The organism is Sinorhizobium glycinis (assembly GCF_001651865.1).
Classification (GTDB): Bacteria; Pseudomonadota; Alphaproteobacteria; order Rhizobiales; family Rhizobiaceae; genus Sinorhizobium; species Sinorhizobium glycinis.
Window position 1 is genome coordinate 81,900 of record NZ_LPUX01000061.1, and the last position, 23,298, is coordinate 105,197.

General features: G+C 62.5%; 27 protein-coding genes. 11 read left to right on the plus strand and 16 right to left on the minus strand.

The window, feature by feature from the left end:
• Positions 1-83: 83 nt before the first annotated feature.
• From AU381_RS15950 to lgt, 6 genes are all read right to left on the minus strand, one after another.
• The gene (locus AU381_RS15950) at positions 84-1,016 is read right to left on the minus strand and encodes a ribose-phosphate pyrophosphokinase (protein ID WP_064242730.1); all 933 of its coding nucleotides are present in this window, start codon (positions 1,014-1,016) and stop codon (positions 84-86) included.
• A 196-nt stretch (positions 1,017-1,212) separates the two neighbouring features.
• Positions 1,213-2,121 carry a hypothetical protein gene (locus AU381_RS15955; protein WP_064242731.1) on the minus strand — a complete coding sequence of 303 codons (909 nt, stop codon included), beginning with the start codon at positions 2,119-2,121 and terminating at the stop codon, positions 1,213-1,215.
• A 102-nt stretch (positions 2,122-2,223) separates the two neighbouring features.
• Positions 2,224-3,375, minus strand: coding sequence for a M24 family metallopeptidase (locus tag AU381_RS15960; protein WP_064242732.1), 1,152 nt, complete (start codon positions 3,373-3,375; stop codon positions 2,224-2,226).
• Position 3,376: 1 nt separating this feature from the next.
• Positions 3,377-4,171 (minus strand): peptidoglycan editing factor PgeF, encoded by a 795-nt coding sequence (gene pgeF, locus AU381_RS15965; protein WP_064242733.1) that lies wholly within the window; start codon positions 4,169-4,171, stop codon positions 3,377-3,379.
• A gap of 138 nt (positions 4,172-4,309) precedes the next feature.
• The gene (locus tag AU381_RS15970; protein WP_064242734.1) at positions 4,310-5,413 is read right to left on the minus strand and encodes a class I SAM-dependent methyltransferase; all 1,104 of its coding nucleotides are present in this window, start codon (positions 5,411-5,413) and stop codon (positions 4,310-4,312) included.
• A 12-nt stretch (positions 5,414-5,425) separates the two neighbouring features.
• Positions 5,426-6,271: a prolipoprotein diacylglyceryl transferase gene (gene lgt, locus AU381_RS15975; protein ID WP_064242735.1), complete on the minus strand. Its 846-nt coding sequence runs from the start codon at positions 6,269-6,271 to the stop codon at positions 5,426-5,428.
• A gap of 183 nt (positions 6,272-6,454) precedes the next feature.
• Here lgt and AU381_RS15980 point away from each other — a divergent pair, with 183 nt between their 5' ends.
• The 6 genes from AU381_RS15980 (at position 6,455) to AU381_RS16005 (ending at position 10,800) form a co-directional block, all read left to right on the plus strand.
• Positions 6,455-6,742 (plus strand): accessory factor UbiK family protein, encoded by a 288-nt coding sequence (locus AU381_RS15980; RefSeq protein WP_064242736.1) that lies wholly within the window; start codon positions 6,455-6,457, stop codon positions 6,740-6,742.
• A 495-nt stretch (positions 6,743-7,237) separates the two neighbouring features.
• Positions 7,238-7,738: a type III secretion system chaperone family protein gene (locus tag AU381_RS15985; RefSeq protein WP_064242737.1), complete on the plus strand. Its 501-nt coding sequence runs from the start codon at positions 7,238-7,240 to the stop codon at positions 7,736-7,738.
• A gap of 1 nt (position 7,739) precedes the next feature.
• Positions 7,740-8,558, plus strand: a complete 819-nt coding sequence (proC, locus tag AU381_RS15990; protein WP_064242738.1) for a pyrroline-5-carboxylate reductase — start codon at positions 7,740-7,742, stop codon at positions 8,556-8,558.
• 326 nt (positions 8,559-8,884) lie between these two features.
• Positions 8,885-9,802, plus strand: coding sequence for a LysR family transcriptional regulator (locus AU381_RS15995; protein WP_064242739.1), 918 nt, complete (start codon positions 8,885-8,887; stop codon positions 9,800-9,802).
• Positions 9,803-9,889: 87 nt separating this feature from the next.
• Complete coding sequence (locus AU381_RS16000) at positions 9,890-10,231, plus strand: tRNA-binding protein (protein ID WP_064242740.1); 342 nt, start codon at positions 9,890-9,892, stop codon at positions 10,229-10,231.
• Complete coding sequence (locus AU381_RS16005; protein WP_244520076.1) at positions 10,228-10,800, plus strand: protein tyrosine phosphatase; 573 nt, start codon at positions 10,228-10,230, stop codon at positions 10,798-10,800. The genes AU381_RS16000 and AU381_RS16005 overlap by 4 nt, the downstream gene beginning before the upstream one ends.
• An 18-nt stretch (positions 10,801-10,818) precedes the next feature.
• Here AU381_RS16005 and AU381_RS16010 read toward each other — a convergent pair whose 3' ends face one another.
• The 4 genes from AU381_RS16010 to AU381_RS16025 all read right to left on the minus strand — a co-directional run bounded on the left by AU381_RS16010 (position 10,819) and on the right by AU381_RS16025 (position 14,602).
• Positions 10,819-12,201, minus strand: a complete 1,383-nt coding sequence (locus AU381_RS16010) for an ATP-binding protein (protein WP_064242742.1) — start codon at positions 12,199-12,201, stop codon at positions 10,819-10,821.
• Between the two features lie 163 nt (positions 12,202-12,364).
• Positions 12,365-13,066, minus strand: coding sequence for a response regulator (locus tag AU381_RS16015; RefSeq protein ID WP_064242743.1), 702 nt, complete (start codon positions 13,064-13,066; stop codon positions 12,365-12,367).
• A gap of 205 nt (positions 13,067-13,271) precedes the next feature.
• Positions 13,272-13,793 carry a MarR family winged helix-turn-helix transcriptional regulator gene (locus AU381_RS16020; RefSeq protein ID WP_174552528.1) on the minus strand — a complete coding sequence of 174 codons (522 nt, stop codon included), beginning with the start codon at positions 13,791-13,793 and terminating at the stop codon, positions 13,272-13,274.
• A 185-nt stretch (positions 13,794-13,978) separates the two neighbouring features.
• Positions 13,979-14,602, minus strand: a complete 624-nt coding sequence (locus tag AU381_RS16025; protein WP_064242745.1) for a DUF1236 domain-containing protein — start codon at positions 14,600-14,602, stop codon at positions 13,979-13,981.
• 150 nt (positions 14,603-14,752) lie between these two features.
• Between AU381_RS16025 and AU381_RS30320 the strand changes: the two genes are divergently transcribed.
• Entirely contained in the window at positions 14,753-14,914 is a 162-nt protein-coding gene (locus AU381_RS30320) for a hypothetical protein (RefSeq protein WP_164476196.1), read from the plus strand.
• A 97-nt stretch (positions 14,915-15,011) separates the two neighbouring features.
• On the plus strand, positions 15,012-15,653 hold the full coding sequence (locus tag AU381_RS16035) for an MBL fold metallo-hydrolase (RefSeq protein ID WP_064242747.1): 642 nt from the start codon (positions 15,012-15,014) through the stop codon (positions 15,651-15,653).
• A 79-nt stretch (positions 15,654-15,732) separates the two neighbouring features.
• On the opposite strand, the gene AU381_RS16040 is transcribed toward AU381_RS16035, so the two are convergent.
• Together AU381_RS16040 and AU381_RS16045 are read right to left on the minus strand one after the other, a co-directional pair.
• A complete protein-coding gene (locus tag AU381_RS16040) occupies positions 15,733-16,128 on the minus strand; it encodes a BA14K family protein (protein WP_064242748.1) in 396 nt (131 codons plus the stop codon).
• Positions 16,129-16,276: 148 nt separating this feature from the next.
• Positions 16,277-16,492 (minus strand): cold-shock protein, encoded by a 216-nt coding sequence (locus tag AU381_RS16045; RefSeq protein WP_037415073.1) that lies wholly within the window; start codon positions 16,490-16,492, stop codon positions 16,277-16,279.
• A 341-nt stretch (positions 16,493-16,833) separates the two neighbouring features.
• On the opposite strand from AU381_RS16045, the gene AU381_RS29775 reads away from it, so the two are divergent.
• Positions 16,834-17,073, plus strand: a complete 240-nt coding sequence (locus AU381_RS29775; RefSeq protein ID WP_156528615.1) for a hypothetical protein — start codon at positions 16,834-16,836, stop codon at positions 17,071-17,073.
• 195 nt (positions 17,074-17,268) lie between these two features.
• Here the strand turns inward: AU381_RS29775 and AU381_RS16050 are convergent, their stop codons facing one another.
• From AU381_RS16050 to AU381_RS16060, 3 genes are all read right to left on the minus strand, one after another.
• On the minus strand, positions 17,269-18,444 hold the full coding sequence (locus tag AU381_RS16050) for a PQQ-dependent sugar dehydrogenase (protein ID WP_064242749.1): 1,176 nt from the start codon (positions 18,442-18,444) through the stop codon (positions 17,269-17,271).
• Positions 18,445-18,642: 198 nt separating this feature from the next.
• Positions 18,643-18,843: a hypothetical protein gene (locus tag AU381_RS16055; protein ID WP_064242750.1), complete on the minus strand. Its 201-nt coding sequence runs from the start codon at positions 18,841-18,843 to the stop codon at positions 18,643-18,645.
• Positions 18,833-19,222, minus strand: coding sequence for a hypothetical protein (locus AU381_RS16060; protein WP_064242751.1), 390 nt, complete (start codon positions 19,220-19,222; stop codon positions 18,833-18,835). The genes AU381_RS16055 and AU381_RS16060 overlap by 11 nt, the downstream gene beginning before the upstream one ends.
• A 456-nt stretch (positions 19,223-19,678) precedes the next feature.
• On the opposite strand from AU381_RS16060, the gene AU381_RS16065 reads away from it, so the two are divergent.
• Positions 19,679-20,881: a pyridoxal phosphate-dependent aminotransferase gene (locus tag AU381_RS16065; protein WP_064242752.1), complete on the plus strand. Its 1,203-nt coding sequence runs from the start codon at positions 19,679-19,681 to the stop codon at positions 20,879-20,881.
• A gap of 353 nt (positions 20,882-21,234) precedes the next feature.
• Here AU381_RS16065 and carA read toward each other — a convergent pair whose 3' ends face one another.
• Positions 21,235-22,440, minus strand: coding sequence for a glutamine-hydrolyzing carbamoyl-phosphate synthase small subunit (carA, locus tag AU381_RS16070; RefSeq protein ID WP_064242753.1), 1,206 nt, complete (start codon positions 22,438-22,440; stop codon positions 21,235-21,237).
• A gap of 327 nt (positions 22,441-22,767) precedes the next feature.
• Here carA and AU381_RS16075 point away from each other — a divergent pair, with 327 nt between their 5' ends.
• The gene (locus AU381_RS16075) at positions 22,768-23,217 is read left to right on the plus strand and encodes a GatB/YqeY domain-containing protein (RefSeq protein ID WP_064242754.1); all 450 of its coding nucleotides are present in this window, start codon (positions 22,768-22,770) and stop codon (positions 23,215-23,217) included.
• The last annotated feature ends 81 nt before the right edge of the window (positions 23,218-23,298 follow it).

The following is a 23,298-nucleotide window of genomic DNA, read 5'->3' on the forward strand; positions in this document are numbered from 1 at the left end:
GGCTGAAAGGCCCAAATAGAGACGGTGATGCTATCCGACGCGGTCTGCATTGGGAATCCTAATCCCAAGCTCCCCCGTGTCAGTTAGTCAAAGAGGCTCGAAACCGATTCTTCCTGGCTGGTGCGGCTGATCGCTTCGCCGATCAGGCCGGCGGTCGAGATCACGCGGATGTTGTGGGCCGACTGCACCGCGGTCGTCGGCTGGATGGAATCGGTGATCACCAGTTCCTTCAGCATCGAGGAGGTGACGCGGGCGACGGCGCCGCCGGAAAGCACGCCATGGGTGATATAGGCGGTGACGCTGGTGGCGCCGTTCTTGAGCAGCGCCTCGGCGGCGTTGCAGAGCGTGCCGCCGGAGTCGACGATGTCGTCGATCAGGATGCAGTCCTTGCCGTGGACGTCACCGATGACGTTCATGACCTCCGATTCACCGGGGCGATCGCGACGCTTGTCGACGATCGCCAGCAGACAGTCGAGCCGCTTGGCGAGTGCGCGGGCGCGCACGACGCCGCCGACGTCCGGCGAGACGACCGTGACGTTCTTGAGGTCGTAGTGCTCCTTGACGTCGCGCGCCAGGATCGGAACCGCATAGAGATTGTCGGTCGGGATATCGAAGAAGCCCTGGATCTGGCCGGCGTGGAGATCGAGGGTGAGGACGCGGTCGGCCCCGGCTTCGGTGATGAGGTTGGCGACCAGCTTGGCGGAAATCGGGGTCCGCGGTCCGGGTTTGCGGTCTTGCCGGGCATAGCCGAAATAGGGGAGCACGGCGGTGATGCGGCGGGCGGAGGAGCGGCGGACCGCGTCGATCATGATGAGCAGTTCCATCAGATGATCGTTGGTGGGGAAGGAGGTCGACTGGACGATGAACACATCCTCGCCGCGGACGTTCTCGCCGATCTCGACGAAGATCTCCTGGTCGGCGAAGCGCCTGACCGTGGCTTTGCCGAGCGGCAGATTGAGATAGTTGCAGATCGCTTCGGCCAGCAGCCGGTTCGAATTGCCTGCGAAAACCTTCATAGACGGTCCGCCTTGAGCTGGCGCGGCCACCGTCCGGTCCGGCAGGATTGTCCGCGCAAATTCCCTGAGCCATTCCGATCGCGGGCAATCGCTGCGATGGCCGTTGTCAGAGCTGATCGGCCGCCTTTTAGCGTCCTTGAAGGTGATTGCAAGGGGATTGCTGCGCCGCAGCGCCTATTATCCTAAAAACTTTGCGTCAACCGCGCTGGGAACGGCGCCATTCGAGATAGGTGTCGATCGTCTTTTCGGCGATCGCCTGCATTGTTTCCGGCGGAATGGCACTCCAGGGCTCGGCAGCGCTGCTTTCCACCGTGTCCTGCCCCTGGATGCGGTGCAGGCGGTTGCCGGTGCCGTCGAGAATGTCCCAGACATAGACGACGGTCGTCTTTCCTCCGTCGTTGAGTGCCGAGAAATAGCCCTTGAGGATGTGGTCGCTCGTGGTGTCCGTGGAACTCTTGATGGCAAGCCCTTGCGCCCGGGCCGAGGCGCCGAGCTGCTTCGAGAGAGGCGTGACGGCCTGAACCGGCGCGCCGATGATCGGCAGGAAACGGATGCCGCCGGCGCCCGTCTTCGCCGGTGCCGGCGAAGCGGCGGCCTGTTTCGTCTCTTCCGCTGCACTCGCGACTTCAGGCTGCTGCGGCTGCTGCAGGCTTTCTTCCTCCGGCGATGCTACACTCTCTGCCTGCGCCGGAGAACTTTCTGCCTGCGGCGAGGGATTTTCTGCCTGCGGCGAGGAATTTTCTGCCTGCGGCGGCTGGGGCTGCATGGTCTGCACCGGTGCCGCGCCCTCGGCCAGACGGCTGGCCTGCCCTTCGAGCGTGCCGGCCGGATCCGTGTAGTCGGTGTGGCTCGTCGCGTATTGCGTCGGCGGGCTGGAAATGCTCGGCTGCGCTGCGAAGGCGGCCGTGCGGTTTGCCGGCACGCTCTCCACCGGCATCACGGCGGTCTGCGTGGACATGGCTTCGAGATCGGACTGCGTCACCGGTGGCGAGCGGAAAGTCCCTCCGCCCACGTCCACTTGCGGGATCAGGGCGTCGGTGGTGTTGCAACCGGCAAGGGCTGCGGCAAGACCAAGGCTTGCGATAGGCATGATCTGCTTACGCATCGTTCCCACCGTCTGGCTCGAACTGGTCGGCGCGGCGTGCGGTCGGAAAGCCGGCCGCCGCGCTTCCTCTCATTTCTCGCCGGAAAGCATAGGACGATTTCCTTACGCAGATATGAAGTCCAGTCCGTAGCGCGAGAGCGGCCTCGGGCTGTCGGTGGTCGTCAGGTAAGTCTGGCCGAGAGTCATGGCCGTCCCGCTGTCGGAGTCCATGATGATCATGTGCACGAAGAGCGACATGTCCGGCTCGATCTGCTGCGGGTTGCCGACGTGGAACATCTGGTGTTCCATCCAGGAGGGCGAGAAGCGGGCCCCGAGCGAATACCCACAGGCGTTCAGCCGATGGCGCGCGAGGCCGCGCTCATCCATGATCCTCGCGTGGACGTCGAAGACGGTGCCGAAGGTGTTACCCGGCCTGAGCACCATTTCGATCGCCTGGATCGTCTCGCGGCAGGCGCTGTAAAGTTCGCGGTGCCGGTTGGTGGGTTCCCCGATCACGATCGTGCGCATCATTGCCGCATGGTAGTGGGCGCTGACGCCCGCCCATTCGAGGGTCAACTGGTCATGGGCGTCGAGCCTGCGCCGGCCGGCCTTGTAACGGCAGAGCAGCGCGTCGGCGCCGGAGCCGATGATGAATTCGTTGGCCGGATAATCGCCGCCGCCGGCAAAGATGGCGCCCTGCATGGCGGCGAGGATATCGGCCTCGTTGCCGCCCGGGCGGATCAGCGGCAAGGCCGCGTCGAGCGCATCGTCTGCAAGGCTCGCGGCCTTCTCGACATGGGCGATCTCCGCCGGGCTCTTGATGAGGCGCAGGCGGCTCACCAGCATCGAGGCGTCGACCAATTCGCCGAAGGTCGAGAGCTGATTGTCGACAAGACGCGCTGTCCTGCCGGTCATGCCATGCGTGTCGTACTCGACGCCGATGCGTCGGCCGAGCAGGTCGAGCTCGCTCAGCAGGTTCTTGAGGTCCATAGCGGGATCGGCGTTGACGCGATCCACCCAGATCTCGATACGCGCGATATTCGACGTGTGGCGCGCCTGCCGCAGATCGGCCGATCGGGTGAGCAGCACCACGGAGCCGTCCTGCTTCACGACGAGCGTCTGGAAGAAGCAATAGCCGAAGGTATCGTAGCCGGTCAGCCAATACATGCTCTCCTGGGCGAAGAGGAGCACGGCATCGAGCTTTTCTTCCTGCATCCTGGCGGTGAGCCGCGCCAGGCGCGATGCATATTCGTCTTCGGCGAAGTGAAGCGCCATCTCAAGCCTCCCGTATGCAAATTGCGGATATCTGCCGCCCGTAGTCGGGCTCCTGCCGGTGCGTGGTGCGGCGGTAGGAGAAGAAGCGGTCCTCGTCCGCATAGGTGCAGATATCGAGGTTTTCCGCAGTCACGCCCGCTTCCGCGAGGCGTCGGATCGTAAGCCCGGGCAGATCGAACATCGCATGGCCGTTGCGGCCGGACGGACTGAAGAAGGGGGCGTACCCGGCATCGGCCATGACGAAGCGTTCGACGAATTCGGGACCGACCTCGTAATGCTGGCGGCTGATCGACGGTCCGAGACAGGCGACAATGCGCTCCCGGTGCGCGCCGAGCGAAACCATTGCGTCGATGGTGCTTTCCAGCACACCGCCGAGCGTTCCCTTCCAACCGGCATGGGCGGCGCCGATGACGCGCGCTTGGCGGTCGGCGAAGAGCACGGGACCGCAATCGGCCGACAGCACGCCGAGCACGATGCCCGGCGTCGCCGTCACCAGCGCATCGGCATCCGGACGGGCGCCGTCGTAGCTATCGTCGACGATGATCGCATCGGGGGAATGAATCTGATGCACCGTTGCAAGACGTCGCGGCTCGGCACTGAACCAGCGGGCGACCCGGGCACGGTTCTCGCCGACGCGCTCCCGATCGTCATTGGAGCCGAGGCCGACATTGAGGCCGCGATAGATACCTTCAGAAACGCCGCCCTTGCGGGTGAAATAGCCATGGGCGATCTCCGGCCCCGCCTCGGCGCCGAAGAGTGGGCTCTGCACGGGTGACAGCGAGGCGTCGTCCTGCATTTGGTGTTCTCGCCCTTGATTTTTCTTGGTTTCGTTGGAGTGAGGGCGCGTCCGGCCCGATGATTGCGCTGATTTGCCGGGCGATGTTGGCCCGGCAGGCCAGGACTGTCAATCGCGGAACGCCAAGGGGTGGGCTCGCTACCGCGCCTTCTTCCGGAACGGCGACAGGGTCACTTCAGGACTGCTGACGACCAGCACCTTGAACAGTTCGCCCATCTTTCCGGCGCCGGCGCCGGCAAGCCGCTCGACATCGTCACGGATGCTTTCCTGAGTCGCCGCATCCTTGCCGCGGCCGAGGGCCGCCGCCCGATCGAGCAGGCCCAGACCGACCAGGAAGTCGCCCTGATGCGCGAGGCCGTTCACCTGCAGACCCTCCGCCTTGGCGCGCAGCGCCAGTTGTTCGAAGTCCACATGGCTGGTGAGATCGGCTCGCCCAGGATTGGCAAGCGGAGGATCGTACTGGTGGTTGCGGACAGCCTGCAGCGTATCGCCGTAGCCGGTCGCGAGATGGCCGTAGTCGATGAGGATCGCCGTGCCGCCGTTCGCGCGGAGACGCTCGCAAAGAGCCGCCATCACCGCGTCACGCGCGGGAGCGACCTCGAAGATCGTGCCCTCGGCGACCGATTGCGCGGCTGTCGGCAACAGCGAAGGATCGATGCCCGCCATACCGGCGGCAAAGGCCAGCTCGCCGTCGGCATCGAGCCCGACCATGCGTTCGCGGAATCCCTGTGCTGTTCGGACGAACTGGCGAATCGGGATCGCGTCGAAGAGCTCGTTTGCAGCGAGAAGCAGGAAGCCGGGAGGCAAGCTGTCGAAACTCGCGTGCCAATAGGTCTTGCCTTCATGACCGGCCAAGGTTTCGGCCTGCACCTTGCGCAGCCTTTCGCTGGTTTCGACGAGATGGACTTCGGCGGCCTGGTAAAGCTCAGGCGCCAGGCGCCGGACGACACGCAGGATGTCTGACATCATCGTGCCGCGACCGGGGCCGATTTCGGCAATGATCGGCTGCGTCGGGGAGCCGTGCTCCTGCCACGCGTGAACCAGGAATATGCCGATCATTTCCCCGAAGAGCTGGCTGATCTCCGGCGCGGTCGTAAAGTCGCCGGCCTGTCCGAAAGGCTCGCGAACGCGATAGTAGCCGTACTGTGGATCGGCGAGGCAGAGGGAAAAAAAGTCGGTGACGCTGATCGGCCCATTGGTCCTTATCAGCGCCTTGATCTTGTCGGCGAGGGGGTTCGTCATGCACCAGTCCAGTTATGCGGCGGCGGCTGCCGCCTTGCGCGCCCGCGCGATGGCCCATATCCCGGCGAGAGCCATCGGCAGCGAAAGCACCATGCCCATGGTCAGCCAGCCGCCGGCAAGATAGCCGATCTGCGCGTCCGGTTCGCGGAAGAATTCGACGAAAATGCGGCTCGCGGCATAACCGCAGACGAAGACGCCGGTGACGAAGCCGGGCGTCTTCAGGGCTTTGCGGCGATAGACGAAATAGGCAAGGACAACCAGAAGCAGAACGCCCTCGAGGAGAGCCTCGTAAAGCTGGCTGGGGTGGCGCGGGAACGGCCCCCCGGTCGGGAAGACGACCGCCCAGGGCATCGAAGACAGCCGCCCCCAGAGCTCGCCATTGATGAAATTGGCGATGCGGCCGAAGAAGAGGCCGATCGGCGCCACGGTCGCCACGACATCGAGCAGGCTCCAGACGGGGATGGCATTCCTGCGGGTGAACAGGACGATGGCGAGCGTCGTGCCCAGAAGGCCGCCATGGAAGGACATGCCGCCGTTCCAGATTTCGACGGCGCGCACCGGATTTTGCAGCACCGAGCCGAGATCATAGAAGAGAATGTAGCCGAGGCGCCCGCCAAGCACGACGCCGCCGGCCGCCCAGAGCAGGAAATCATCGAGCTGCGCCAGATGGAGAGGGGGCGCATCGTTACGCCATAGCGGCGAGTTCTGGACCATGCGCCGGGCGTAGAACCAGCCGAGCAGGATGCCGGCGACATAGGCGAGGCCGTACCAGTGTACGGCGAGCGGTCCGATCGTGAAGATCACGGGGTCGATTTCGGGGAAGGGGAGAATGGCAAGGCGGGTAACAAGTGGTTCCAAGGTCTTCTCTCATGCCGGGCCGATCGGTTGGGCGGAACATGACGGTCGATGCAGGCGGGGTCAAGCGGCTGTCCCGCTCTTCACGTCTCACGCTCCTATTTTCCTTGCATCCTTGCTGCGACGACCCTACCTGAAAGTGACAAGGCTCGCCCATGTGGCGCGAGCGAAACGGAGACACATACGATGAGCACAGGGGCCAACCGCATTCTCGATGATCTTGCCAGGTTGATGACGGATGCTGCCGGTGCGGCCCAGGGCGTGCGGCGCGAGGTCGAAACGGCCTTTCGCGCGCAGGCTGAAGGCTGGTTGAATTCGCTGGACGTGGTGAAGCGCGAGGAATTCGAGGCCGTCAAGGAAATGGCCGCCAGGGCGCGCGAGGAAAATGACGCGTTGCTCGCCCGCATCATGGCGCTGGAAGCGCGCCTCGCCGCGACAGGGCCTGCTACCGGCGACATTACCACCGGCAAGTAACAGGGCGAAGGACCGCCTCCGACGGTGCGCACGATTGGGAATTTCAATCTCCGAGCGCGTGCGTGCGCGGTTCAGGCGGCTGCGGAATGCGGCAATTTCCGCGGCCGGCCGACTCGCCGGTAGAGGGCTCGCGCGACAAATCGCTGCGTCGGCTTCAGGGTTAACAAAAGCTGAAAAGTTTTCCACCTGTGGACACTGCCAAAAAATCCTTATCGCAGAGTCGTTTAAGCATCCCCGCTGAATCAAAATCCTAAGGCGACGAGAGTTCTTCCCTGCAATTTTTCGGCTCAGGGGCTGGCAGGGTGACTCTGCCGCTATACACTGATTTTAAATGATGATTCGAGACGGGCCGCGCAAGCTTCGGGCAGGGTAAGTAAGCCAGGATAGCCGCAGGTCCAGCAATCATAGTGAGTCGGTATCCGGTAGTGGGTTTGCAGCGTTGCGTCTTGTGAACGTGATTCTGTGCGCCGTCACGCCGTGCCTTTAGGGTGATGCATGAGCCTTTTGGAAATGGAAGTCGAGCGCCAGTCCAACCCGGTCGATATGATCGAGTTCGTCGCCGCCAACAATGACTGGTCCTTCGAGCGGTCCGGCGAAGACGAGATCGCCATGACGGTCGAAGGCCGGTGGGCGGACTATCACGTTTCCTTTTCCTGGATGGAGGAGTTCGAAGCGCTGCATCTTGCCTGCGCCTTCGACATCAAGGTTCCGGAAAGCCGCGTCAACGAGGTGATCCGCCTGCTTTCGCAGATCAACGGCCAGGTATTGATGGGGCATTTCGACCTTTGGCGCCAAGAAGAGGTCATCATCTTCAGGCAATCTCTCTTGCTTGCCGGTGGCGCCGAACCGACGAACCGGCAGGTGGAAGTGCTTTTGTCGAGCGCGCTCGACGCCTGCGAAACCTACTTCCAGGCGTTCCAGTTCGTGGTCTGGTCCGGCATGGATGCGCAGCGCGCCGTGGATGCCGTGCTGTTCGCGACCGTAGGGGAGGCATGAGATGAGCATCGCCGTTTCCGGGCCCATCGTTCTTGTCGGCGCCGGCAACATGGGCGGCGCCATGCTCGGCGGCTGGATCAAGAGCGGTGTCAGCGGCGGCGACGTTCTCGTCATCGATCCGGGCCCGGCTCCGGCCATGCAGAAACTGCTCGCCGACAAGGGTGTGGCGCATGCCACGGCAGTGCCCGACGGCGTCAAGGCGGGCGTGATCTTTCTCGCCGTCAAGCCGCAGGTCATGGAGGCCGTGCTCCCCCCGCTTAAGGGGCTCGTCGGTCCCGACACGGTGATCGTTTCGGTCGCGGCCGGCAAGACGCTCGGTTTCATCGAGGGCCATCTCGGCGAAGCGGCGGTCGTGCGGGCGATGCCGAACACGCCGGCAATGATCGGCCGCGGTGTCACGGGCGCTTTTGCCAATACCCGCGTGACCGAAAAGCAACGGGCGCTCGTTCATGACCTCTTGAAGGTCAGCGGGGCGGTCGAATGGGTTGCCAGTGAAGCCGACATCGATACAGTGACTGCGGTTTCCGGAAGCGGACCGGCCTACGTCTTCTATCTCGTCGAGTGCATGGCGGAGGCTGGGCGTAAGCTCGGCCTCGAGGCGGACCTTGCCATGCGGCTCGCTCGGGAAACCGTCGCGGGGGCTGGTGAACTCCTACATCAGTCCCCCGACGAAGCCGCACGCCTGCGCCAGAACGTCACGTCGCCGGGCGGCACGACAGCCGCGGCTCTCGCAATCCTGATGGCGGAGGACGGCATGCAGCCGCTTTTCGACAAGGCCATCGCGGCAGCGCGCAAGCGCGCCGAAGAACTTGCCGCCTAAGGTACGCGGCACGCCATAGGACCAGGACATTCCCCTTCAGGCGCCGCCGTAGGGCGAACTGATTGCCCGGCATCGGTCGAGCCTGCTTCACCAGTGGAGAACTGCCGGAGCGCAGAGCGGATCGCCAGCTGTAACAAGCGGCGAACGGCGGCGGCGCGTTGGCGGCGCGCCAGGGCGTGGAGCTGGTGGCTGAACGGGACGTGGCCGCTTTGCTGGTCCATCGCTGTGATCTCCAATTGCCTCGATCAGCAAACGATACGGCCTATCGCTTGCCGCGATAATCCATGTTACTTTCCGTTTATCTATGACGAATTGGAATAGACGCAATGGACCGGCAGGATGCCATGGCCGTATTTCTCGCCGTCGTCGAGGAGGGGGACTTTTCGGCGGCTGCGCGGCGACTGCGGATGACGCCTTCGGCCGTGAGCAAAATCATAGGCAGGCTCGAGACACGGCTTGGCGTGCGGCTGCTGCAGCGCTCGACGCGCAGCATCAGCCTCACCGCGGAAGGGCATTCCTATGCGGAGTCGGCCCGCCGTATCCTCAGCGACCTGGACGAGGCCGAACTTGCGATCCAACCGGGCGCCGAGCCGCGCGGCCGGCTGCGTGTCAGTCTTCCAAGCGCCTTCGGCCACCGCCTGATCGTGCCGATGTTACCGGACTTCATTGGCCGCTATCCCGCGATCGAACTCGAACTGGATTTCTCCGACGCGATCGTCGATCTGGTGAACGGTGATGCGGACGTGGCCGTGCGGGTGGCGGCGCAAAGCGACTCCACCTTGGTGACGCGGCGCCTTGCGCCCAATCGGCGGGTCATCTGTGCGGCGCCAAGCTACCTCGAACGTCGCGGCATTCCCAAGACGCCCGAGGACCTGGAGAAGCATGTCTGCCTCGGCATCACCGCCCGCGGCCGTCTCAACATATGGGAATTCGACGAAGGTGGCCGGCGCCGGGCCATGCGAATCCGCAGTTCCGTCGAGGCCAACAGCACCGAGGCTTTGCGACGGCTGGCGCTCGCCGGCATCGGCATCGTGCGCTTGTCGGAAATACTCGTCGGGCCGGACATAAGCGAGGGCCGCCTGAAACCAGTGCTCACCGATTGTAATCACGCCGAGGCCGAGCCGATCAGCGTCGTCTATCCGCATCGCCGGTTCCTGTCGCCGCGCGTACGCGTCTTCGTCGACTTCCTCGTCGAACAGTTCGCGCATCCGCCGTGGGAGGCGAGCAGGTCGGGGCACGGGTAACGGTTCTTCCGACCTGCGCGAGCTTTCGAATTCCGCTGAACTGCGGTAATCCGGGCGGAGCCAGATTTTTTGTTCAAAAGGCCTGTCATGTCGGACGTCATTGAATTTTCGGATTTCGAACGAGTCGATATCCGCATCGGCACGATCGTCGAGGCCGAAGCCTTTCCCGAGGCGCGGAAGCCCGCCTATAAGCTGAGGATCGATTTCGGCCCGGAGATCGGCATAAAAAGGTCATCGGCCCAGATCACCGTCCACTACAAGCCAGAGGATCTTGTCGGGCGGCAGGTATTGGGCGTGGTCAATTTCCCGCCGCGCCAGATCGGCCCTGTCCGCTCCGAAGTCCTGACCCTCGGCTTTGCAGACGAAGAGGGCGCGATCGTGCTGGCTGCGACCGACAAGCCGGTTCCGAACGGAAGAAGGCTGATGTGAGTCACGTGATGTTCGAGGTTGAAGCGATACCGGAACGCATCAAAGTATCCTGCCTGTGGCGTGCGGCAGACGCAGCGCGGGAATGGCGTGCGAGCCATGTTCTGTCCCTGCTCGATCCGGAACTGCCGGAGGGGGACGTGCCGATCATCGACCAGGTGAGCCATCGGGTGGCGCGGCTTCGCGACCAGGAAAATGCCGGCGCGACGCAGCATTTTCCCGATCTCGTTGAGGAGATCTTCGAGGCAATGCGACCCGTTGCGGATGACCGGTCCAGCCGGATTCTCGTCCATTGCCACGCCGGCGTCAGCCGGTCGACGGCCTTTGCCTATGGCCTGATTGCGCATCAGCTGGGTGCCGGCAGGGAGGAGGAGGCCTTCGCGGCGCTTCTGACCATCACGCGCAAGCCCTGGCCGAACCGCCGCATCGTCGAGATCCTCGACGTGTCGCTGGGGCGGCAGGGCAGGTTGCTCGCGCCTCTCGATGCGATGCGCAGGCGTTATCCGCGCCGGATCGAGGCGTGGCGACGCTTCAATGAACGGCGTGGTTTGACCTCGGCCTATTCGCGATAGCGGTTTCGAGAACTGGTATCATGTCGGGACGCGCACTGTGGCGCGCAGCCCTCCGAGCGGGCTGTCGCCGAGGATGACGTTGCCGCCGTGGCTCCGGGCGATGTCGCGCGCAATCGCCAGCCCAAGGCCGGTGCCGGAACTGTCGAGATTGCGCGCTTCATCCAGACGGAAGAAGGGCTTGAAGACTTCCTCCCGCGCGTGTTCCGGAATGCCGGGACCATCATCGTCGACGGTGATCGTCAGCCATTTCGGGGTATGGCGTGCCTCGATGCGCACCGTCTCGGCATAGCGATAGGCGTTCGAGGCCAGATTGGCGACGAGACGTGTGAAGGCGTTCGGCGGGACGCGAATATTGTCCTCTCCCTCGATCGAGGTGGTCAGCGTCTTGCCGTAGAGCTCCGCCTCTGCCGCGAGCCGGGCCATCAGGTCGCTGAGCTTCAATTGACCGACATCCTCTTCCGCCTCGCCGCGGGCAAAGGCCAGATAGCCCTCCAGCATGTTCTGCATGTCCTCGACGTCCTGGTTGAGGCTGTCGAGGTCGGGATTGTCGCCGGCTAGCGCGAGTTGCAGCTTGAAGCGCGTCAAGATCGTGCGCAGATCGTGGCTGACACCGGTCAGCATCGCGGTGCGCTGTTCGATCTGGCGTTCGATGCGTTCGCGCATCAGGATGAAGGCAAGGCCGGCGCGGCGGATCTCGTCGGCGCCGCGGGGGGCGAAGTCATCGATCTTCTGTCCCTTGCCGAAGCTCTCCGCTGCGTTGGCGAGCGACAGGATCGGCCGGATCTGCCCGCGAAGGAAGAGGATGGCAATGGCCAGCAAGACGAGCGACGCGCCGACCATCCAGACGAGAAAGATATGCGTGTTCGAGGCATAGGCCTGATTGCGCCGCGCATAAACACGGAGGATGCGGCCGTCGTCGAGCTTGATGCGAATCTCGACGATTTTCGAGTTGCCGACCGTGTCGATCCAGAAGGGGCGGCGGATCTGGTTCGAAATCTCTTCGCTGAGGATCTGGTCGAGAATCTCGAAGAAGGGCTTGGGCCGCGGCGGCGGCAGTTCGCCGCCCGGCTCGACTGCGATGTTGAGGTCGAGTTCGTCACGGGCGATCCGGACGACCTGGTCTATGTCGCCGTCTTGCGGAAAGGTCGTGATCAGGTCGACGATCGCGGCGATGTCGTTGGTTACGGCAGCCGAGAGACGTTGCGTGACGAGCTGCCAGTGCCGCTCCATGAAGACGAAGGCGACGACCGACTGCAGCAGCACCATCGGAATGACGACGATCAGCAGCGAACGGGCGTAGAGCCCCATCGGCAGGCGGCGGCGCAGCCAGCGGGCGATGCGCTTCCAGGCGCTGTCGGCGCTGTTCGATCTTTCGCGCCTGAGGCTGTCAAAGCTTGCCATCGTTGTCTGCGTCGTTGCCGGAGCGTTCTTATGTTAAAGCGGGACGGCCGATGCTGTGAAGCGGATTTCACGCTCTGAGCCTACTGCATGTTTCCTTAACTCGTGGCCGATTCAAGTGCTACAGCGACCTTTGTGCGTCTGAAAAGACGCACCGCGCTGCAGATCAGTCCACACTCAATCGGTAGCCGATGCCGCGCACCGTCTGCAGCCAGACGGGATTGGAGGGGTCGTCCTCGATCTTGCGCCTCAGTCGGTTGATCTGCACGTCGATCGTTCGCTCGCCGACCTCGGCGTCGTCGCCGATCAGTTCATGACGGGGAATGGTTTCGCCGGCGCGCTGCGAAAACAGCGTCATGATCTCCTGCTCGCGATCGGTCAGCCGTATGTGCTCGGCTCCGCGGCGAAGTTCCTTGCGCACGACCGAGAATGTATAGGGGCCGAAGATCACCTGATCGATCTTCGGCGCCTGGGCCGGGTGGTTTCGGCGCAATATGTTGTTGACCCTGAGCACGAGCTCGCGCGGCTCGAAAGGTTTCGGCAGATAGTCGTCGGCGCCCGCCTCGAGGCCCTCGATGCGTGAATTCGCCTCGGCGAGCGCCGTCAGCATGATGATCGGCACCGTCTTGATCTGTCTCAAGCTCTGCGTCAGGGAGATGCCGCTTTCGCCGGGCATCATGACGTCGACGATCAGGAGGTCGAAATCGAGACCGATGAGCTTTCGCCTCGCCTCACTGGCATCGGCCGCCGTTGTCACGCGAAATCCTTGCTCCACCAGAAAGCGGTTGAGCAGGTCGCGAATGCGCCGGTCGTCATCCACGATCAGAAGATGCGACGCGTCGTCGGCCACTTTCGCTTTGGCTATCATCCTTGGCAAACCCTTATTCCCGGCAGAGCCTTGTTTTCCCTTTGGTCCGCTGCGATCGAACCGAATCAATCCGGATCACCAACGGGTCCTCTCCCCCCAAATCTGAGGGACCGCATATTGAAGCAGATGCGCAGCGGTTGCCCCATTCCCTGATTCCAGGGGTTTATCCGCTTATCCTAATAAATCGAAGGCGGAATCCCCGGCATCAATCCGCGGCGCTGTTCTTCATATTGACGAGAAACCGCTTGACGATTTCACGCGCGCCGGGACCCGTCTTCGCCAATGCATCCGCTATGCGGCGGGACTGTGGCTCCGCGAGGGCCCTTGCCAGTGCCTGTCCCTCTTTCGTCGTATAGAGCATGCGTTGACGCCTGTCCTCCGGACCGGTCACCTGGCGAATATAGCCCGAGTCGATCAATTGCTTGAGGACGCGGGCGAGGCTCTGCTTGGTTATCTTCAGCGTATCGAGAAGATCGGCCACAGTCATGCCCGGTTCCCGATTGACGAAGTGTACGACGCGGTGGTGCGCGCGGCCGAAGCCGCTCTTCTCGAGAATGGCGTCCGGATCTCCGGTGAAATCGCGATAGGCAAAGAACAGCAACTCGATGATCTCGAAATCGATCGTATCCTCACTCTTGCGGGTGACGTCGGTCGTATACTGGCTGTTGTCCCTGGATTGGCCGGCCACGCAGTCATTTCCTTTCAGGCAGATTGCACCTCGCGACATATATAGAGGATATGTCAGCTTTGTTGACACAATTCTACGGGGAACAGCGTCGGACTCGGGCTCTGCTGTGGCGGGCATGATAGGCCGATGTGCTGGTGTTGTTGAGGGACTATGTCTGCGCAATAGTTTCGCAGCGCGTTCGGCACGCGCTGCGAATGGAAGCCCCGGGGTACTACAGTAGAGCGTCAGCGGTAAATGTAGACGATCCGCCGCGTGGAGGGTTCCACAAGAACAGGCTGCCCGTTTACCATGACATATTCATAGTTGTAGTCCGGGATCTGCCTGGCGGCCACCGTGTTCGGTAATGTGGCGCCAAGAACCACCTCGCCATCGAGATAGACCGGGTCCATCGGGTTGGAGGTGATGTAGGTGCGGACGGCCGGAGGCGGGGTGACGGCGTCGACCTCTTCGACTGGACCTATCAACTCGAGCGGCTCGGCCGGGGTCGCCACGGTGCTGCCGGTCGTCTCGTAGGTCACGACCGGAACTCCAAGCTCCGCGCGCCGCTCGGAAATCACGACTGTCGAACCGCTCTGGTCGGCTGCGAGATATTTGGCATAGGCCCAGCCGCTGACGCCGCCGGCATTGACGCGGCACCAAAGGCTGCCTTCGATGCAGCCCTCGAGCACGGTTGTGCTGCCGCGCGCCGCAAGGCCGACGATCGGATATTGCGGGCCTGGACCGGCGCGCACATTGAGATCGGTCACTGCCGTGGCGGTCATCGCCGCAGCGGCGGTAGAAATACCTGCGGCGAGGATCAAACCCGCTGCCGCGACCGCTCGTAACAGGTGGGGGGAGAGGGTCTTCATTGTCTTGCTCCTCATCTATGATGCGGGCCAAACGCACCGTACGCCCCGGATGTTCCCGGCGTGACATCAGGAAATGTGAACATGAAACATATTGCTGTCGCCGAGCGTTGCTTGGGGCGCCGGGGGCTTATCAATCAGGAGTCCGGAAAAATGCAGTATGAGACCGTCGACGAGGCCAAGCTTACCGCACAGCGGCTGCGTCCGCTGGTTCTTGTTGTCATAGCGGCGAAACTTGCCGTATCCGTCCTGTTGCTCACCACGGTACAATTGCCGCCGGACGCCAACACACCGGATGTTGTCGCGCTTCGCTGATTTGCGCTGATTCTGCGCCGACATCCCGCTATAGGTGGCGCAGTGATGGCGGTATATCTCCCGCTCAATTGCGATCCAACAGCGAGGCACGGTCGGCATGTTACAGGCGGGCATCATCCCGGTTACGCATTTTCAACAGAACTGCACGGTGCTGTTCGACAGCGAGACCAAGGAAGGGGTGATCGTCGATCCCGGCGGTGACGTGGACGTCATCCTGCAGACGGTTCGCGAAAACGGCATCACGCTGAAGGCGATCTGGCTTACGCACGGCCATATCGATCATGCCGGCGGAGCCAAGGAATTGAAGGAGGCGCTGGAACTCGAGATCATCGGTCCGCACAAAGACGATCGGCCGCTCCTCGAACGGCTCGAGGGCCAGGCGGAACGTTTCGGGCTGGCAATGAAGGTGCAGAACGTCCTGCCGGACCGATGGCTGGAAGACGGGGACACTGTCTCCTTCGGCGATCACGTCTTCGAAGTCCTGCACTGCCCTGGTCACGCGCCGGGCCACGTTGTCTATTTCAACCGCGCGCAGAACTTCGCCCATGTCGGCGACGTGCTGTTTCACGGCTCGATCGGCCGCACGGACCTGACGGGCGGCGATCATCAACAGCTTCTCGATTCCATTCGCGACAAGATCCTGCCCCTCGGGGACGAGGTCGGCTTCATCTGCGGTCACGGCCCAGGCGGCCGGATCGGCGAGGAGCGCCGTACCAATCCGTATCTGCGCGGGCTCTGACGGGATTTGGAACTGCGGACATGAATAACCCCGCGCCTCGATCGAGCCGCGGGGTTTTTCGGTGTCTTTGACGTTGTAATCAGCCGGCAGTGCAGAAATGGCTGCGGCCGTCATAGCCGATGAAGGTGCCGCTCTCCGGATCGAATGAGCGGTAGCGCTGCGAGCAATAGCGGTACCAGGCAGGCGTCCAGGGCTCGAGACCATAGTTTTCGACCACGACGCGACGATAAACCGGGCGGGCCCGGTAGACCGGACGCGGCTCATAGTATTCCGGCTCCGGATCGATATAGGCCGGCTCGTGGTAGTAGCGCGGCTGCGAGGCGATCGCGCCGCCGATCAGCGTGCCGGTTACAAGGCCAACTGCGCCTGCCGCCCACGCATCATCGTTGTCGCCTGCCTGCGCAGTGCCGAAGGTCGGGAGAACCAGGGCGGCGGCGGCGACCGAGAGAACGGCTGCTTTGATGAACTTATTCATGGGCTTCAATCCTGTGCATGGGGAACCGGACTGGAGGCCCGGCTTTCATGATGAACAAACTCTATATAGCCCAAACTGAACGGAGCCTGAACGAAAAAACCCGGCAAAAATGCCGGGCTGCAAAACTTAACCGGTAACAGAGGCGGCGTTAGCCGACGATCTGCAGGTTGACCGCCTTCGGGCCCTTGCCGCGGCGATCCGGCTCGGTATCGAAGGAGACTTTCTGGTTTTCGCTCAGTCCGCTCAGGCCGGAGGCCTGCACGGCTGAAATATGTACGAAGATATCCGCGCCACCGTTTTCAGGCTTGATAAAGCCAAAGCCCTTGTCGGTGTTGAAGAATTTTACAGTGCCAGTTTCGGCCATGCGTCAGGTCCTTTTCTCTCCACCCGGTCGAGGGGTGGCATTACAGTTTTGCCCAGAAGGGCGTGGGGCAGGCATTTCTCGACAATTGAGGAAAGGGTCCTGTTATCGCGATGAACCCTGGGAAGGTTGGCAATGGCTCTTCCCCTGATTCTCCGCCCGGAGTGGATTGCGTCTCCGGCCCGCAATTTATTTCAAGATCTTCCCGCGTTCGCAGATTGCCCGAACACAGTAAGAGTGATCAGTTTATTTTGAATTGGCAAGCAAAACTTTTCCGGCGAGGTATTGAGTCTTCTCATTGCTCAAAAACAGGTCAATTCGCGCTTTGGCCCATGAGGTTCCGGATGCCCCGCAAGCTGTTGAATCCACAGCTTTTTGGACAGTTACGTCAGCGCAGTGGATTTTTTGCGCCAATTCGTGTCGCTGTCGAGCATGCCTTTCTGTTGGGCAATTCCGGATGCGAGTCGCAACCCTATGATAAGTCTCATCCTTCGCGGGAAGCTGATCGGCGGCCAAACCGGCCTATGGCTTTGCAGAAAAAATACAAAGAAAATGAGCGTCCGCTTGCCGCCGTCGCTCGCTGATCCATTTTGGGGCAAAGTAGAGCGGCGCGAACAGTAATAAGTAATATAGTAAGTCCAGCTTGGTTGTCCGGCCTAGCTATTATTGTAGGCTCAAGCGGCCGCTTCTGCCACCCGCTGACGCCGCTTCGCGAGGCGCGAGTTCGACGACCAGCATCGCTGCGAAGGTGACGATGCAGCCGCGATAGAGGCGGGGCCTCACTGGGTCGGCGCCTTCGATACCCTGAGAACGGCTCCATCCTGCTCATCGGTCACCATGAGCAGTGCGCCGTCGGGTGCGACGACCACATCGCGGATGCGGCCGAACTCGCCGTCGAAAAGCCGTTCCTCGGAAGTGATCGCGCCAGTGTCGTCGCGCTCCAGCCGCGCCAGCAACTGGTATTTCAGCGCGGCGATCAGCAGGTTGCCGTTCCATTCGGGAAACATGTTGCCGCGATAGACCGCAATCGCGCCGGGAGCGATCGAGGGATCCCAATAATAGAGCGGCTGCTCAATACCCTCCTTGGCGGTACCTTCGCCGATCTCCGCGCCGGAATAGTCCTTTCCGTAGGTGATCACCGGCCAGCCATAATTCTTGCCCGGCTGCGGGCTGTTCACTTCGTCGCCGCCGCGGGCCCCGTGCTCGACGGTCAGGAGTTTGTCGTCGGCTGGGTCGAAGGCAATTCCTTGGGGGTTGCGGTGCCCCTTGGACCAGATCTCCGCTCGGCCCTCGGTGCCGCCATGAAAGGGGTTGGAGGCCGGGATGGAACCATCGGCATCGATGTGCAGGATGGCTCCAGCATGGTCGCGCGGATCCTGGGCCCGCTTGCCATCGCCGCGATCGCCGATGCCGAAGAAAAGGCTGCCGTCGCTGTCGATGGCAATGCGCGAGCCGAAATGCTGGCCGGCCCGCGTGAACCGGTTCATCCGGAAGATCTCCTTGACGTCCGCCAACCTCCGCTCGTCAGCGGAGAGCGCCGCCCGCACGAGAACGGTGCCATATCCACCGTCTCCGCGGGCGGAAAGGGTGAGAAAAAGGGTGCGGTTCGTGGGAAATTGCGGGTCGAGGGCAACGTCGAGCAGCCCGCCCTGGCCATATTCGGCGACGTCCGGAACACCCCTTATCGCAGGGGAGAGCTTGCCGTCGCGGAGGATGCGGAGGCGGCCCGGCCGCTCGGTGACGATCAGCGCGCCGTCAGGCAAGACCTCGACCGCCCAGGGATATTGAAGCCCGCGCGTGAGGGTTTCGACAAGGACGGTTCCCGTCTGTGTCTGGAATTCCCGAGCCTCTTGTGCAGCGGCAGGCAGAGCGGCGGATAGGAACAGGGCCGCGGCCAGAGCGAGCATCGCGCGGATCTCGCTCAATCTGGTTTTTCTCCAATGCACGGGCCGCATTGCGATTCGACGCTCCTGTATTCCGGGGGCACGCCTGCGGAACCAGACTTGGCTGTACCGACCAGGAGAGAAATTGGTGCCCAGCCGGCCTCGCTTCAAGTCAAATCCGATCAAAACAGCTTTATCGGAGGTGTGAGCGGCAATGAGCGTGTCATTCAGCTCTCAATAAACGCGGGGGTAGGGCTCTGCCTACCGATCTCAGCCAACGACATTCCTTGCCATGAGCTTCTCCGCCGCGAAAAGCTCGGCCTTGGCTTTCACGTAAAAACCCTTGCCGAGCAACATCAGGCCGGCAAGGGCAATCATGGCGATGATCGCCACGATGATCGTCTCGGTGGCCGAAAGCCGGGCAAGGAAACCGGCGCGTTGTTCAGGCGGGTCGTCTTCGTTATCGGCCATGGCGCCTGCTTCTCGCCCTGCTGAAGGCGGCGATCTGGTGACCCGCGACGAAAGTGGTGCCGGCCGTGAGCGCGGCGGCAAGCAGCGTCGTGCCGACGAGGATCTGCCGGTCACCGTCCGCCCGCATCTGGGGTCGATCGAGACCTGCCGACGCCGTCGGAGCCGCCGACGCGGGGTCGGCAATGGCGACCGTTACAAGCTTCGCTTCTGCGCCGGATTGCTGTTCCCGCTTGGTCTCGGCCGCCTGGGCCGTCGCCTCGACTACCAGGCCGAAGATCATCACCATGCAGACTGCGAGAGCCGCGAGCGCGAGATAGACCCCGCAGCGCGCCTCTTTGCGGCCTGTTCGCGTCGAAGCGATTTCGTCATCGAGAAACATGAGCGCACCCCCACATGCCAATGCGTTCGCATTCGGTGAGATGACGCCTGGATATCGGCTCTTGAAGGACGGAATTGCGGCGCTCCGCGACAGTTATCGTGGCGAATTAAGGGCAGCGCAAAGACGCGCGAGGATCGCTGCTTCTCCGAGGCAAGGAGGAGCGACATATTGCGGCCGAAGTGCCGTCGCTCATCGGGGTGCGGGAATCTCCGGCGAGGCGAATGGCCGCGGCTTGGGGCAGGGCGTGAACGGAGGCGGGCCGTCTGCATCGATTCTCGGGATCGCACTGATGAAACTTTGTCATGGTGATGCATTTTGCGCGGCTCGGGGGCCGTTTTTCTCAGCCGAACGCTTGCAAGACCGGACGTCTTTCGACATAGACCTAACCGCTATGGAGCCCGATCTTCCGTTCCGTAGCGTCTCACGCCCGTTTCGAAACGATCAGGACCTCACACCATGGCCTTCCTTGCCGATGCCCTTTCCCGTGTAAAGCCCTCCGCCACCATTGCCGTTTCGCAGAAAGCCCGCGAGCTGAAGGCGAAAGGCCGCGACGTCATCGGCCTCGGAGCAGGGGAGCCGGATTTCGACACGCCGGACAACATCAAGCAGGCGGCGATCGACGCGATCAACCGCGGCGAGACGAAGTACACGCCGGTTTCCGGCATTCCGGAACTTCGGGAAGCGATCGCCAAGAAGTTCAAGCGCGAGAACAATCTCGACTACACCGCCGCGCAGACGATCGTCGGCACCGGCGGAAAGCAGATTCTTTTCAACGCCTTCATGGCGACGCTCAACCCGGGCGATGAAGTCGTGATCCCAGCACCTTACTGGGTCTCCTATCCGGAAATGGTGGCGCTTTGCGGCGGCACGCCGGTCTTCGTATCGACGACGCAGGAAAACAACTTCAAGCTCACGGCCGAGGATCTCGACAAGGCGATCACGCCGAAGACCAAGTGGTTCGTCTTCAACTCCCCCTCGAACCCGTCGGGCGCCGCCTATTCGCATGAGGAGCTCAAGGCGCTGACGGACGTGCTGATGAAGCACAGCCATGTCTGGGTGCTGACCGACGACATGTACGAGCACCTGACCTATGGCGACTTCAAGTTCGCGACGCCGGTCGAGGTCGAGCCTGGCCTCTACGACCGCACCCTGACGATGAACGGCGTCTCCAAGGCCTATGCGATGACCGGCTGGCGTATCGGCTATGCCGCCGGCCCGCTGCAACTCATCAAGGCGATGGACATGATCCAGGGCCAGCAGACCTCCGGTGCGACCTCCATCGCGCAGTGGGCCGCCGTCGAGGCGCTGAACGGCTCGCAGGATTTCATCCCGCGCAACAAGGAGATCTTCCAGGGCCGGCGCGATCTCGTCGTCTCGATGCTGAACCAGGCCAAGGGCATTTCCTGCCCGACGCCGGAAGGCGCCTTCTACGTCTATCCCTCCTGCGCCGGGCTGATCGGCAAGACGGCGCCCTCGGGAAAAGTCATCGAGACCGATGAGGACTTCGTCTCCGAGCTTCTGGAATCGGAAGGCGTTGCCGTGGTGCATGGTTCCGCCTTCGGACTCGGCCCGAACTTCCGCATCTCCTATGCGACCTCCGAGGAGCTGCTCGAGGAAGCATGCCGCCGCATTCAGCGCTTCTGCGCCGCCTGCAAGTAAGAGCAGCAATTTCACTGCTCAGGGGCCCGCCCGTCGTGGCGGGCTTTTTTGTGCTCGGATTTTGATTCGGGGCGAGATGCCAAGTCGTTAAAATTGCGAGTTTTTATTTCGATGCTAGCGGGACTCGGCGGCAATACCCCCTCTGGCCTGCCGGCCATCTCCCCCACAAGGGGGGAGAATCGACGGGGCGCCCTCGGTGGCTCAATTGAGGGTTCCGCTTGTGGGCATGAGGGTCCGGTTGCAGGCGCGTTTCGGAGCGATCGGCAGCCGCGCGTACTCTCCCCCCTTGTGGGGGAGATGGCCGGCAGGCCAGAGGGGGTTCTCCTCCGGCAGCCAGACACGCGCGACTGCTCTCAGCGCTCGGCGAGCGCCGGTTCGCCCTTCTTCTCGCGGATGAGGTTCAGGAAACGGCGGAAGAGATAGTGGCTGTCCTGCGGGCCGGGGGAGGCTTCCGGGTGATGCTGGACCGAGAAGACCGGCTTGCCGCTCAAGCGCAGGCCGCAATTGGTGCCGTCGAAGAGAGAAATGTGAGTCTCTTCAACGCCTTCCGGCAGCGACTTCGAATCGACCGCGAAGCCGTGGTTCATCGAGACGATCTCGACCTTGCCGGTCGTGTGGTCCTTCACCGGATGGTTGGCGCCGTGGTGGCCCTGATGCATCTTCTCGGTCTTGGCGCCAAGCGCCAGCGCCAGCATCTGGTGACCGAGGCAGATGCCGAAGACCGGAATGTCGCTCTTCAGCAGATCCTTGATAACCGGCACCGCGTAATTGCCGGTCGCGGCCGGATCGCCCGGGCCGTTCGACAGGAAGATGCCGTCCGGCTTCAGGGCCAGGACCTCTTCGGCGCTCGTCTCGGCCGGAACGACGGTGACCCGGCAGTCGAGGCCGGCGAAGAGGCGGAGAATGTTGCGCTTGACGCCATAGTCGAGGGCCACGACATGGTAGGCCGCGTCGGTTTCGCCGAGCGCCGAGTAGCCTTCGTTCCACACCCAGGGCTTTTCGTTCCAGCGATAGGACTGACCGGAGGTCGCGACTTTGGCGAGATCGAGCCCTTCGAGGCCGCTCCAGGCCTTTGCTTCGGCCTTCAGCGTCTCGATGTCGAAGACGCCGGCCGGATCATGGGCGATGACGGCGTTCGGCATGCCGTTCTCACGGATCCAGGCCGTCAGGGCACGCGTGTCGATGCCGCAGAGCCCGATGACACCGCGCGCCTTCAGCCAAGCATCAAGGTGCTTGGCGGCGCGATAGTTGGAAGGATCGGTGATATCGGCCTTGAAGATCACCCCGACGGCGCCATGGCGGGCGGCGGGCGTCAGATCCTCGATGTCCTCGTCATTGGCACCGATATTGCCGATGTGCGGGAAGGTGAAGGTGACGATCTGGCCGAGATAGGAAGGGTCCGTGAGGATTTCCTGATACCCGGTCAGCGCCGTGTTGAAGCAGACCTCGGCCTGAACCTTGCCGGTCGCGCCGATGCCCTTGCCTTCGATCACCGTGCCGTCGGCCAGAACGAGCAGGGCGGTGGGTTTCTGGGTTGTCCATGCGGGTGTCGCGGTCATCGTTCCTATCCCGTTGCGGCAGAAGGCGCGGCTTTCAAAGCCGGTCGGTTCAGCCCCATTTCAGATTGCATGCGGCATGGCGCGCGGAAGCCCCGCGAGAAAGAGGTTCATGCCGATGTTCGTGCAGGTGCCGGAAAATAGACAAAGGCCTTTTGCGGGTCAACCGGCCGCTGTGAATTGTCCGGAAATAAAGTTCATTATAATTCAATCGCTTGCGTATTAGGTTTGATTGTGGCTGCCGCACTGGTTTAAGACGATGACAACAATGAGGCAAACGAACGGGTCCGGACGCACGCAGCCGGGGCCGGTTTCGGCATGGAGACAGAGATGCGCGAGCAGTTCGCAAACGCCCTGAAGGAAGCGCTGAAAGCCAGGGATTCCCGGCGCACTTCGACCGTTCGGTTGATCCAGGCGGCCATCAAGGACCGCGACATCGCCAACCGCGGCCAAATTAAGGGTCCGGCCAGCGACGACGAGATCATGCAGATCCTCGCCAAGATGATCAAGCAGCGCGAGGAATCGGCCCGCGTCTACGACCAGGGTGGCCGCCCGGAGCTTGCCGAGCAGGAGCGGCAGGAAATCGCCATCATCAACGAGTTCCTGCCCGAGCAGTTCTCCGAGGAGAAGGTTCGGGAGCTTTGCGTTTCCATCATTCAGGAAACGGGAGCCCAAGGCTTGCGCGACATGGGAAAGTGCATGAACGCCTTGAAGGAGCGTTACCCCGGCCAGATGGATTTCGCCAAGGCTTCCAGCATCCTCAAGGAACTGCTGAAGTAGTCCGGGTCATCCACGCATCCGTGGGCGTACCGTCCGAAAGCCGGTACCAATTCCCTGTGAATAGCGGGCACCGCGGGTCGC